The sequence below is a fragment of the Streptomyces sp. NPDC048297 genome (genome assembly GCF_043201585.1).
GTDB lineage: Bacteria > Actinomycetota > Actinomycetes > Streptomycetales > Streptomycetaceae > Streptomyces.
This window is the reverse complement of sequence record NZ_JBICZA010000015.1, coordinates 159,834-172,594: the sequence shown is the minus strand read 5'-3', so window position 1 is coordinate 172,594 and position 12,761 is coordinate 159,834. Positions and strand designations below refer to the sequence as shown.

Here is a 12,761-nt window from a genome sequence, read left to right as displayed (position 1 = left end):
CGATCTCCTTGGGAGGCTGCTCGTCCAGGGGGCCGTGCGGCCCCTCGTCCCGGGGGGCCTTGCGGCCCCTTGGCGACTACTGGGCGTTGGCGAGGACCTGGTTGACCTGCTGCTCGGCGGTGTCCAGCAGCTTCTGCAGGTCGGCGCCGCGGTTGGTCAGCGCGGACGCCATCGCGGTGTCCAGGATCTTGTAGATGGCCTGGGCGTTGGCCGGCTCGGTGACGCCGGGGACGTTGGCCTTGACGAAGGAGTCGAAGGCCTTCACCGACATGGTGGCGTTCGCGGCCTTGAGCTGGGTGTCCTTGGTGGCCGTGGCGCCCTGGAACAGCTGCGGCTGGGGCAGTCCGACCGCCTGGCCTGAGGCCTTGGAGCGGGGGTAGTTGTACTGCTGGCCCTGTCCCTCCGTCAGCCAGAGGTAACTGAGCAGCTGGATCCCGGCCTTGATCTGCTCGGGGGTGTCCTTGACGTTGAACATGTAGTCGTCGCCGCCGGTAAGGGTGCCGGCGCCCGGTCCGCTCTGGCCGGGGATCGGGCCCATGCCGAAGTCCTCGTAGTGGGCACCGAGGCTCTGCACCATGTAGGTGATGTCGTCAGGGGCGGCTATGTACATCCCCAGCTTGCCCGCGGCCATCTGCTTCTGGAGGTCGCCCCACTTGTAGAGCTGGGTGCTGCCCATGACGTTGTCTTCGAAGCGGAGCTTGTGCAGGTTCTGCAGCACGGCGAGGCCCTGCGGGTTGTTGAAGGCCGCCTTGGTGCCGTCGTCGCTCACCATCCGGCCGCCCTGGGCGTAGATCTCGGCGGTGAAGTGCCAGCCGCCGTTGTTGCCCGCGCTGTAGTCGCCGTAGCCCGCGATGCCCTTGCCCAGGGCGGCGATCTTCTTCGCGGCGGCCTGGACCTCGGCCCAGGTCTGCGGCGGCTGGTCGGGGTCGAGCCCGGCCTGCTGGAAGAGCTTCCGGTTGATGATCATGCCCATGGTGTAGTTGGTGCGCGGAATGCCGTAGATCTTCCCGCCGGCCTTCTGCGTGTCCCACACCGCGGACATGATGTCGTCCTTGACCGGCAGGTTCTCGGACGTGACGTACTTCGTGATGTCGGCCGCCTGGCCGGCGTCCAGGACCTGCTGCTTGTCCGTGAAGTAGGTGTAGAAGACGTCGGGCTGGGTGCCGCCCTTGAGCGCGGCGGTGAACAGTTCAGGGGTCTCGCACGGGAACGTGTCGATGCTCTTCACCGTGATGTTCGGGTGCAGCTTCTCGAAGGCCGCGATGTCGTCGGCCCACTGCTTGCGCTGCGTCGGGCGGCTCTTCGGCGGGGCACAGTCGATGGAGATGGTGACCTTGCCGTTGCTCGACTTGGCATCGCCGGAGGAGGAGCTTGAACAGGCGGCCGCGGTCAGGGTGAGAGCGCCTGCGATCAGCAGCGCTGCGGATCTGCGCATGGGTGGAGTACCCCTTCATGGGCGGAGTGCGGGGGGTGTGGCGTGCCTCACTTAAGCACCGACCCGTCTCCAACGCAATATCTCGACGGTACTTTGCAAGAAATCAACTCAACACTGTGAGATCGCGGGCCAGGGACAACGCAAAGGGCCGCACCCCATGAGGTACGGCCCTTGCCGGCACTGCGAGTTGACGCTGCGAATCGGTGCTGCGAGCCGGCACCAGTCGGCTGCGAATCGATGCTGCGAGCCGGCACCAGTCGGCGCTGCTAGCCGGCGGCGCGAGCCGGCGCTCCGTCAGCGGCGGGCCTCTCTGCGCGCCAGACCGGTTGATCCGCGCACCACCAGCTCCGGTTCGAAGAGCAGCTCGTCGTGGGTGACCTTGGCACCGGCCAGCTCTCCCACGAGCAGTTCCACGGCGGCGCGGCCCATCGCCTCGATGGGCTGACGGACGGTGGTCAGCGGCGGATCGGTGCAGGTCATGAAGGAGGAATCGTCGTAGCCGACGATCGACACGTCCCCGGGTACGTCGAGCCGGCGCCTGCGGGCAGCGCGCACCGCACCGAGGGCCAGCGGGTCCGAGGCGCAGATGATGCCGGTGACACCGCGCTGCAACAGGCGCGCCGCCGCGGCCTGCCCGCCCTCCAGGGAGAACAACGCGTGCGCCACGTCCTCCTCTTCGAGTTCCACCCCGGCCCCCTCCAGCGCCGCGCGAGCCGCCGCCAGCTTGCGCCGCGACGGCATGTGATCGGGCGGCCCGAGCACCAGGCCGATCCGCCGGTGGCCCAGCGACACCAAGTGCCCGGCGCCCTGTTCCACCGCGACCGCGTCATCGCAGCTGACCTGCGGGAAGTCCAGGTCGGGTATGGCGGCGTTCATCAGCACCGTGGGCAGGCCCCGGCGGGACAGCCGCTCGTAGTGCTCGTGCGGGGACTCCTCCTGGGCGTACAGGCCGCCGAAGAAGATCACGCCCGAGACCTGCTGCTGGAGGAGCAGTTCCACATAGTCGGCTTCGGAGACACCGCCCGCCGTCTGCGTGCACAGCACCGGGGTGAAGCCCTGCTGCGCCAGTGCGCTGCTGACCACCTCGGCGAAGGCGGGGAAGATGGGGTTCTGCAGCTCCGGCAGGACCAGCCCGACCAGTCTTGAGCGCTCACCGCGCAGTTGGGTCGGGCGCTCGTAGCCGAGCACGTCCAGGGCGGTCAGCACGGCCTGGCGGGTCTGCTCGGAGACACCGGGCTTGCCGTTGAGCACCCGGCTGACCGTCGCCTCGCTGACCCCGACCTTCCTGGCCACCTCCGCAAGTCGTCGTGTCATGGTTCAACCCTAGGGCATGATCCGCAATCCGCTTACGTCCGGGCGTAAAAATTCGTCAGTCTTTGCACCGTGTAACAGAGGCAATTTACAAGGAAGAGTAAGTCAAAATCAGAATCTGGTCGAAATATTGCTCAGCTCAGCTCTGTCCCGCGCCCGTGCGCGGGCCGGCCCACCGGTTCGGGGGCCGGCCCACACCTGTCCGGGAGCCGGCCCACGTGGTCGTGGGCCGGCTCCCTGGGCGTCGTCAGGGATTGACGTTGACGGTGAAGGTGGTGGTCGGGTTGTAGACGTCGATGTGGTTGTCGGACAGGGTCAGATGGTTGAACGTCGCCGAGCCCACGGCCGGGCCCTGTCCCGCCTCGGGCAGCGGGTTGGCCCAGACGCCGTAGCCGGACTTGGCGTCAAAGGCGTCCCCGCTCTGATGCGCCCCGGTGATGGACGTGTCGGTGAAGACGGTGTCCTTGACGGGATTGAGCGCCGTGCCGCCCACGTAGTCGGTCTGGAACATGATGCCGGCGTACGTCGGGTCGACGATGTCGGTGTCGTTCACCCGGATCCCCTGGAACGGCTGGGTCGCGGAGAACAGCCACATGGCCGGGAACACCTGGCCGCCCCAGAAGTGACCACCGTCGCGCACCAGCGAGACGTGCTGGATGGTGGTCGGCTGGGTGCCGAATCCCTGGAAGGGATAGCCGAAGTTCAGCGAGCTGATGGTGATGCCCGAGTACGTCAGCGTGTCGGCCACGTACAGGTTCTGCAGGATGTTGTTCTCACCGCCGTAGACGGCGACGCCCGCCGCCCGCCACGGGGTCAGCGCGGTCAGGTTCTGGAAGGTGTTGCCGGTCAGGTCCGAGGAGTTGTGGTCCTGGGCCGCGAACAGCGCGAAGCTGTCGTCACCGGTCGAGCGGGCCTCGTTGTTGCTCACCAGGTTGTTCTGACTGCCGTTGGTGAGGTTGATGCCGTCCGCGAAGGTGTCGCGGATGCGCATGTTCGTCGCCTTCAGCCCGTTCACGTGCGTGCCCCAGATCGCGCACACCTGGTGCTCGATCCAGACGTCGTCGACGGTGATGTTGGAGACGTCGGTCAGGTCGAAGACCTTGCCGGGTCCGTCGATGCGGGACGTGTAGTTGCCGAACCAGCCGAAGCCCCGGAAGGTCGAGCCGTTGGCGCTGCTCGACACCGACCAGCCGATGTCCGAGTTCTCCGACCCGGCGGGCGCGTTGAACTGGGTGTACCAGGGTCCTGCTCCCACCACCTTGACGGCCTGGCCGTAGACGTTGAACTTGTTGCTGGTCTGGTACTGCCCGGGGGGCAGGTAGACGCCGACGAGCTTGCCCGTGGTGTCCTGGCGGACGGTGTCGAGCGCGTTCTGCACGTCCTGCTGGCCGAAGCCGGCGGGGGTGAGGTAGGCGGTCGGGTCCGGGTTGGCGACCGGGGCGACCTGCTCGGTGTTGATGTAGTCGATCGCGTACTGCGAGGTGTTGGACGAGTCCTTCTGCAGCTTGACGACGCTGCCCTGGGGCACCGTCCGGTCGAGCATCACATGCGCCTCGTCGTAGATGTGACGCGCCGGTCCCGCGCTGGGATCGTTGCCCGGACCGGTCTCCGCGCCGTACAGCCAGGCGTACCTGGAGTTCAGCGTGATGGTCTGCAGGAAGCTGCCGTCGACGTAGACGTTCAGGGTCGCGGTGGAACCGCCGCCGCCGGGGGCGTCCGGGATGGAGAAGCGGGTCACCAGGGTGTTGGTGCTGGCCCGGGTGGTCCACTGGACGTAGGAGCCGGTGCTGTTGAGGGTGACGGCCTTGCGCCCGGACGCCTCACCGGCCAGGTCGCCGATGGTGCGGTTGGGGCCGACCACGGCGGCGCCGCCGCCTATCTGGCCGTCCTCGCCCTGGTAGACGTCATAGGGCATGTTGGCGCCGCGGCCGACGAACAACGAGGTGTCACTGGTGTTGTTGGCCTGCTTGACCGACAACTCGTTGCTGTCGGCGGCGATCACGGTGTGCACGGTGTACTTGCCGTTGACGGCCGTCCAGTTGCCCAGGCTCACCGGCGGGGCGGTGGCGCCTGCGGCGATCGTGCCGGTGTAGGAGCCGGTGAGGGTGGTGAGCGTCCCGCCGGTGCTGTCGAGCAGGGTGAGCGTGACACCGTGGGAACCGCCGCCCGAGGCGATCGTGCCCTGGTTCCTCAGCGTCACCGAGAACGCGACGGTGTTGCCCGCCGAGGGGTTGTTCGGGGTCCAGTCCACGGTTCCGACCAGGTCGGAACTCTGTACCGGCGCGACGACGAGGTTGTTCGGGTGGGTGAAGGCGTTGTTGTCGTAAGCCAGCTCGATGAAGCTCTTCGCCTCGTCCACCTTGGCGGTGAGCTGGTACGAACCGGCCTGCTGCGTGCCGATCACCGTGGACACCGTGGTGGAGGCACCGGCCGCCAGCGCGCCGACGGTGGCCGTGCCGACCTTGGTGCTGCCCAGGTAGAAGTTGACGTTGGAGGCCGGAGCTGCCGCGGTGCCCACGTTGGCGACCGTGGCGGACGCGGTGATGGGGTCGGTCTCCACCGGGGCGGACGGGGACCACGAGGACGCGGAGACCGTCAGGTCGGGGTTCGGGGCCGGCGTGCCGATCACCTGGAGTTCGGCGACCTGGCCGCCGGGGGCTCCGCTGTTGCCGGTGATGCTCAGCTGGACGTCCGCGACCCTGTTGCTCACCGGGATGGTGACGGTGTTGCCGGTGGCGGGGTCGAAGGTGTACGTGTGCGCGGCCGAGATGCTGGTGAAGTCCGTCGCGCCCTGCTCACGGCCGAGCACCTCGATCGTCTGGGTGCGGGTGGCCCAGATGGAGGCCGGGTTCAGCTTCACCACGACGGAGGTGACGTCGGCGTTCGCACCGAGCTGCACGGTGAGCCGGCTCGGGTACGAGGAGCCTTCGAAGTACGTCGTGAGGTCGCCGTCGTTCGCGTTCGTCGGGGCGTAGATGTACGTGTACGGGCTCCCGGTGATCGGCTTGTTCAGCGCCAGGTTGGTGCCGCCGCCGCCGCTGCCGGTGCGGGTGACGGTGTTACTGGCGGGCGAGACGTTGCCGGCGGCGTCGCGCGCCTTGACGTAGTACGACACCGTCGCCGTGCCTGGCTGGTTGTCGGTCCAGGTCAGGGTGGAGCCGCCGACGGTCGCCGCCAGTGCGCCGTTGCGGTAGACGTCGTAGGCGGTGACACCGACGGCGTCGCTCGACGCTCCCCACGACAGGGCGATCTGACCGGACTGCGGCTGGGTGTAGGACAGGGTGCCGGGGGCGGTGGGGGGCGTGGTGTCGGCGGTGTTCGGCCCGTACACCTGGAACTCGGAGACCTGGGCCGCCGGCCATCCGGTGTTGGCCGTGACCAGTGTTCGCAGGTAACGGGTGCCGGTCGCCGCGAAGTTGATGGTGACCGTGCTGCTGGTGGCCGGATCGAACGTGTACGAGTTGGACGCCACGATGGTGGTGAAGTTGCTGCCGTCGGTGCTGCCCTGGACCGACAGCGTCTGGGTGCGGGCGGCCCAGTTGGTCACCGGCACCTGCAGCACGAGCTGGTTGACGCTGGTGGTCGCACCCAGGTCGACCTGCAGCCACTGCGGGAAGGCGTTGTTGGCGGACTCCCAGTAGGTGGCCTGGTCGCCGTCGTTGGTGTTGGACGGCGCGTAGGTCTGGGTGTAGCTGCTGGCACTCATCGTCCTGCCCGCCGCCAGGTTGGCCCCTGCGGCGTGGGCGGGTACGGCCTGCAGCACTGCCAGGAGTGCTGCCAGCATGCCGAGCACTGCGACGACGGCGGTTCGCTGCCGGCCTGAGGCGGACAGCGCGGGTGGCGCGAAGGATCTTCTGGTGGTTCTCATCCTCTTCCTCGGCTCCTAGCGGGTGGGGTGGAACGAGGGGGTGACGAACTCTGCGAGTCGGCTGTTGCGCGAAAACCTCGATGTCGATCTCGCTCTATTGCCCATGATTCATTGCAAAAACTGAAACCTGGACTGAAAAGACGCTACAGAGCGATCATGCACACGTCAATGAATCCCGGGCGAAGTGGGCATCAGGCGCCGTAGACCTGGAACTCCGAGACCTGTCCGGCAGGCCAGCCGTTGTTGGCGGTGAAGGTGAGTCGTACGTAGCGGGTGGTGACGGTGGAGGGCAGTGTGACGGTCGCGGTGTTGCCGGTCGCCGGGTCGAAGGTGTAGCCCGCCGGGGCGAGAAGCTCGGCGAAGCTGCCGCCGTCGGTGCTGCCCTGGACGGAAAGGGTCTGGGTGCGGGTGGCCCAGACGAAGGCGGGTGGGAGGTTGAGGACGATCCGTTTGACACCGGTGGAGGCGCCCAGATCGACCTGGACCCACTGTGGGAAGGCGTTGTTGGCGGACTCCCAGTAGGTGTTGGTGTCGCCGTCGGTCGCGTTGCCCGAGGCGTAGACCTGGGTGTGGCTGCTCTCCGCGGTGGGGCGGTGCAGAGCGAGGTTGGTGGTGCCCGAAGGGGGGTCCGTGGTGACGGTGACCTGGTTGGAGGGCTGCGACGCGTTGCCCGCCGCGTCGAGGGCGACGACGTCGAAGGTGTACGTGGTGGAGGTGTCGAGCCCGGTGACGGTGAACGACGTGGCGCCGGTGGTGCCGACCTGCGTGCTGGTCGAGCCGGACACCCGCAGGACGCGGTAGCCGGTCACGCCGGTGTTGTCGCTGGACGCGTTCCAGGCCAGCGTGACGGAGGTGCCGGTGTGCCCGGTGACGGCCAGGGCACCCGGCGCGGAGGGCGGCGTCGTGTCGCCGCCGGCGGAGACGACCGGCTGGGTGGGGCGGATGGCGGTCAGCGCGATCTCGCCCTTGAGCATGCGGCCGCCGTCGCCGGTCAGGCGCAGGTAGTAGTCGGAGGAGCAGTGGGTGCCGTCCTCGTCGAGGGCGAGGAACCCGGAGTCGGTGGGTACCCAGTCCAGTGTCTCGGCGGTCTTGGCGATCTGGTTGCCCTCGTTGTACTCGTCGAACATCGAGATGTAGATGCCCTGCGCCCCGGCCCGCACCACGTTGTAGAACTGCCGCCACATGAAGTCGCCGTGCGCGCGCTGCCGGCCGGAGACGTCGCCGGGCAGGACACAGGGCTGGTAGTCGATGCCGTGGGCGTTGCAGTCGGCCTGGTCGCCGACCGTGTAGGTGGCGTACGCGTTGTCGGCCTCGGCCACGTTCCCGATGGCGCCGACCATCCACGGCGAGATCATGTCGAAGGCGTGGTAGACGCCCAGGAAGTCGGGCCGTGAGCCGCCGACACCTGTCCGCCATTCACGCGGGACACCGCCGATGACGTAACAGCCCTGGCCCTTGAACCAGTTGATGACGTCGAGGCAGGCGTCGGCGGAGAAGGGGTGGTGGTTGTCGTTGTAGCCGAAGCCCCAGACGCAGACGACCGGCTTGCCGTTCTGCCTCGCGTACGCCGGGGACGCGGTGTGCGCGGACATCTTGTTCGTCCAGTCCGTCTTGATCTCGGGCTGCATGTTCGCCCAGTCGGTGACGTCGTACATGATGTAGAACTTCCGCCCGTACGACTCGGCGGCGCTGCGCACCTTGGTCGCCATGGCGTCGCGGGTGGGGCCCTCGCCACCGTTGGGGTTGAAGCGTTGCAGGCCGGCGGTGTCGATGGCGTTCTGCTGCATCCACAGGAAGTGGGTGTTCACCGTCTGCTGGTCGTACGAGGAGAACAGCGTGGCGGGAAGGCCGTTGCCGAGAGAGGCGTACGACGTCTGGTAGGTGCTGGTGAAGTCACGCACGTCGGGCCAGCACGTGATGGCGGAGTTGGCCGGGGACGGCGTCCGGCCCCAGTCCCGGCTCCAGTGCCACCACCCGTTGATGGGCGCGCCGTCGCCGACGCAGGCGAACCAGCCCTGGTAGCCGACGGTGATCTTGCCGACCACGTCGCCGGGCGCACTGGCCGCCGACGCGCGCGGGGCGAGTACGGTTTCGGTGGCGCCCATGGCTCCCACCGCGCCGGCCGCGATGGCGGCCTGCAAGAAGACTCTGCGTGTGACACCCATCTGGACTCCTCGGGTCGAGTGGCCTCGGTGGCCGGTGCGGCCGGGCGCACTCGCGCCCGGCGGCACCGGCAGGCAGGTCGGATCAGGTGTTCCAGACCTGGAATTCGGAGATCTGGCCGGCCGGCCAGCCGTTGTTCGCGGTGATGTTCACCCGGAAGTACCGCTGGGTGGTCGCGGTGAACGTGAGGGTGACCGTGTTGCCGTTGGCGGGATCGAAGGTGTAGGTGGCCGACGACTTGACGGTGCTGAAGGAGGAGCCGTCGGTGCTGCCCGACAGGGACAGCGTCTGGTCACGGGCGCCCCAGGTCGCGGGGAGCTGGAGGACGACGCGGCTCGCGCTCTGTGCGGAACCGAGGTCGACCTGGACCCACTGCGGGAAGGCGTTGTTGGCGCTCTCCCAGTAGGTGCCCTGGTTGCCGTCCGTCACGTTGGACGACGGGTAGACGTCGGTGTGGCTGGACTCGGTGGTGGCCGCGCCGGCTGCCAGGTTCCTGCTCACCGCGCCGGCGCCGGTGCCGGTCAGCGCGACCGTGGTCGTGCCGTTCGACGCGTTGCTGGCGATGCTGAGATCGCCGGTGCGGGTGCCGGAGGCGGTGGGCGTGAACGTGACGCGCACCGTGCAGGAGGCGTTCGGCGCGATCGACGTCCCGCAGGTGCTGGTCTGGGAGAAGTCGCCCGTGACGGTGATGCCGGAGACGGTCGCGGCCGCGGTTCCGGTGTTGGTCACCGTGACCGTCTGCGCGCCGCTGGCGGTGTTGAGGGCCTGGGTGGGATACGACAGTGACGCCGGGTTTGCCGACAGGGTCGCGTTGGAGGAGCCTCCGCCGCTCGGGAACACCTCGAAGTCCGACAACTGGGCGGCGTTCCACCCGGTGTTGGCGGTGATGTTCACCCGCAGGTATCTGGCCGTGGCGGAGTCGAACGTGATGGTCACCGTGTTGCCGTTGGCGTTCGGGTCGAAGGTGTAGCCGGCCGGCGCCTTGATCGTGGAGAAGTTCGAGCCGTCCGTGGAGCCCTGCACCGACAGCGTCTGCGTGCGGGCCGACCACGCCGTCGCCGGCGGGAGCTTGAGGACGACCTTGCCGACGGCGTAGTTCTGGCCGAGGTCGACCTGGGCCCATTGCGGGAACGAACCGTTCGCGCTCTCCCAGTACGTCGAGGCGTCCGGGTCGGTGAGGTTCGAGGCGACGTACGGGCTGTTGCCCGAACTCGCCGACGCCGGCCGTCCGGCGGCGATATCGGTGGTGCTGTCGATGCCGCTGCCGGCCAGGGGGACGACGGTCGGGCTGTTGTTGGCGTTGCTGGTGACGGTCAGGTTGCCGGTGCGCGATCCGCCCGTGGTGGGCGTGAAGCCGACGGTCACGGTGCAGGAGGCGCCGACCGCGAGGGTGGAGCAGTTGTTGGTCTGGCTGAAGTCACCGGTGGCCGAGACGCCCGAGACGGTCGCCGGGGTGGTGCCCGAGTTCGTCACCTTCACCGTCTGTGTGCCGGCCGGGGAGCCGACCACCGTGGCGGCGAAGGCAAGGCTCGCCGGGTCGGTGTTCAGCACCGGGCCCGGCGCGGTGCCGGTTCCGGAGAGGCTGACCGTGTTGGTGACCCCGCCCGCGTCGACGGTCAGGGTACCGCTACGGCCGCCGGTCGCCGTCGGCGCGAACTTCACGCTGACGGTGCACGAGCCGTTCGCCACGATGGAGGAGCCGCAGGTGTTGGTCTGGGAGTAGTCGCCGCTGGTGGAGACCGAGGAGACGGACGCGGCGGTGCCGGTCGGGTTGGAGACCGTCACGCTCTGCACGTCGCTGGTCGAACCAGTGGGGACCGAACCGAAGTTGAGCGCGCCGGGGGTGGCCGTCACGCCTTCGGACGGGTACGGCGGATAGACCGGAGCGGGCCACCCTCCGCAGTACGGCGTGCCGCCGATACCGGAGTTGCCGCCGCCGTCGGTCACCGTGAAGCTTCCGACCGAGCAGCTGTACACCGGGGAGGAGTAGCCGACGCCGGTCGCCGTGACGTTGGTGAACTTCGCGGCGCCGCCGGTCTGTTCCTGGAGGGCGAAGGTTCCGGTACCGGCGATGGTCACGTCGGTGAGGCTGACGCCGCTGATGGTGCCCTCGACCCACTGGACGGCTTCGTACGGACTCTGCTGGATCAGCGCGTTGGTCACGTTGACCGGGCCGGTGATCGCGCCCTGGCTGCCGTCGAACCACAGCGCGCCCACGCCGAACTGCCAGTTCGGGTCGAGGCTGCCGTCCCGGACCATGGTGTTGCCGGAGATGGTGGTGGTGCCGACCGGTGTCGACGAGAAGCGCTGCCCCACGTGGATGCCGCCGCCCTGGCTGATGCCGCTGTCCACCACCCGGTTGCCGCTGACGGTGTTGTCGTGGCCGCCGTAGATCGCGATGCCGTTGGCGAGGATCTGCAGGGACACGGTGTTGTTCGAGATCGTGTCGTTGGCGTCGGCGCCGATGGCGGAGTCCGCCCAGGTGGCGATGCCGTCGTCGCCGGTGTTGCGGATGTCGCTGTTGGTCACCTTGGAGTTGGTGACGCCGCCGTGGAAGTTGATGCCGTCGGCGGTGGTGTCACGGATGCGCAGACCGCTGAACGTCAGAGCGTCCATCGGCCCGTCCATCCAGGCGCCGACCTTCATGTGGTCGATCCACAGGTTGGCGACGGTCGAGTTGCTCATCGCGCCGCCGATGCCGTTGACCTGGGCACCGTCGTCGCGTTCCTGCACGTTGCCGAAGACGGCGAAGTTCTGCAGGTGCACGTGGGTGCTGGCCGAGGGCGCGGAGTTGCCGTAGAAGCCGGGTGCCGTGCCGGTGACGGTCGAGTACCACATGCCGGCCCCGGCGATCGTGACGTCGTCGACGCTGATGTGGCCGGGGATGTTGTAGGTGCCGGGCGGGATCCACACGGTGCCGCCGGGTCCTGCCGCGCTGATCGCGGCGTTGAACGCGCCGGTCGCGTCGGCCGCACCGCTCGGGTCGGCGCCCTTGCCGGTCACCGACACCGATCCCGCGGGTGCGTTCAGGGCGGCGCCGACCTGTTCGAAGTCGGCGAAGTCGATCGTGTACGAGGAGGCGGTGTCGCCCGGGTCGACCTGGAGCTTGAAGGTCGTACCCGCCGGATAGGTGGTGGAGAACAGGCGGTGGGCCTCGTCGTAGAAGTGGTGCGGGTTGCCGCCCGGGGTGTTGGTGAAGGGGTAGCTGCCGTAGTACCAGCTGTAGGCGTTGGTCAGGGTGAAGTCGGGCTGCTTGACGCCGTTGACGTACAGCGAGAGCGAGGCGGTGTAGACCGAGCCGCCCGAGGTGTCGGGGATGCTGTAGCGGAAGTTGATCGAGTTGGTCGCGACCGGTGTGGTGAACGTGACGTACTGGCCGGCGCCCTGCAGCGTGGTCGCCTTGCGGTACGACGCCTCGTCGGCCAGCTGGCCCTGGGTGTAACTCGGGCCGATGTCCGTGCCGTTGGTGGCGGAGTTCTCCGCCTGCACCTCGACGTACGGCAGGCTCGCGCCGCTGCCGCCGGTGGCGGTGGCCGCGGCCCAGGCAGGTGGGACAGCCAGGGCCACGATGCCGACGGCAGCGACCATCGCGGTGCTGACCGCCCAGACGAGGGCTCGTCTCAGTTGTCGGATGGAATGGAGCACTTACCACTCCTTTCATCAGGACATGCCGGAAATGTGCCGCTGACACCGCCAGGGAGGGAGGGGCATGAGGAGGGGGGACGAGGGCGGGGGGAAGGCCAGGAGGGGCGAAGGCCGGGGGTGAAAGCGGGGGGAGGCGGGGGGAGACAGGGGGGTTCTGATGATGACGCGAGGGGGACCGTAATCTCAGCGACAAGGAGGCGCAATAACTAGATGGCGCATTGCAACAATAAAAATTCTCCCTGCAAGATCTCATGCGATCGCGAACGCGATCTTCGCCCAGGGGTGACCGACCGCCAGTCGGCCCGTCATGCGCGCGACCTGACGCGGTGAAAGTTTTCA

General features: G+C 68.2%; 5 protein-coding genes. All 5 read right to left on the bottom strand.

Annotated features, from left to right (window positions below):
- Positions 1–76: 76 nt before the first annotated feature.
- Positions 77–1,435, bottom strand: a complete 1,359-nt coding sequence (locus ACGFYV_RS18855; protein WP_393879510.1) for an extracellular solute-binding protein — start codon at positions 1,433–1,435, stop codon at positions 77–79.
- 294 nt (positions 1,436–1,729) lie between these two features.
- Positions 1,730–2,749, bottom strand: a complete 1,020-nt coding sequence (locus ACGFYV_RS18850; RefSeq protein WP_393879509.1) for a LacI family DNA-binding transcriptional regulator — start codon at positions 2,747–2,749, stop codon at positions 1,730–1,732.
- 244 nt (positions 2,750–2,993) lie between these two features.
- Entirely contained in the window at positions 2,994–6,530 is a 3,537-nt protein-coding gene (locus ACGFYV_RS18845; protein ID WP_393879508.1) for a discoidin domain-containing protein, read from the bottom strand.
- Between the two features lie 275 nt (positions 6,531–6,805).
- Positions 6,806–8,779, bottom strand: a complete 1,974-nt coding sequence (locus ACGFYV_RS18840) for a discoidin domain-containing protein (RefSeq protein WP_393879507.1) — start codon at positions 8,777–8,779, stop codon at positions 6,806–6,808.
- Positions 8,780–8,861: 82 nt separating this feature from the next.
- Positions 8,862–12,422, bottom strand: coding sequence for a choice-of-anchor D domain-containing protein (locus ACGFYV_RS18835; protein ID WP_393879506.1), 3,561 nt, complete (start codon positions 12,420–12,422; stop codon positions 8,862–8,864).
- Positions 12,423–12,761 lie beyond the last annotated feature (339 nt).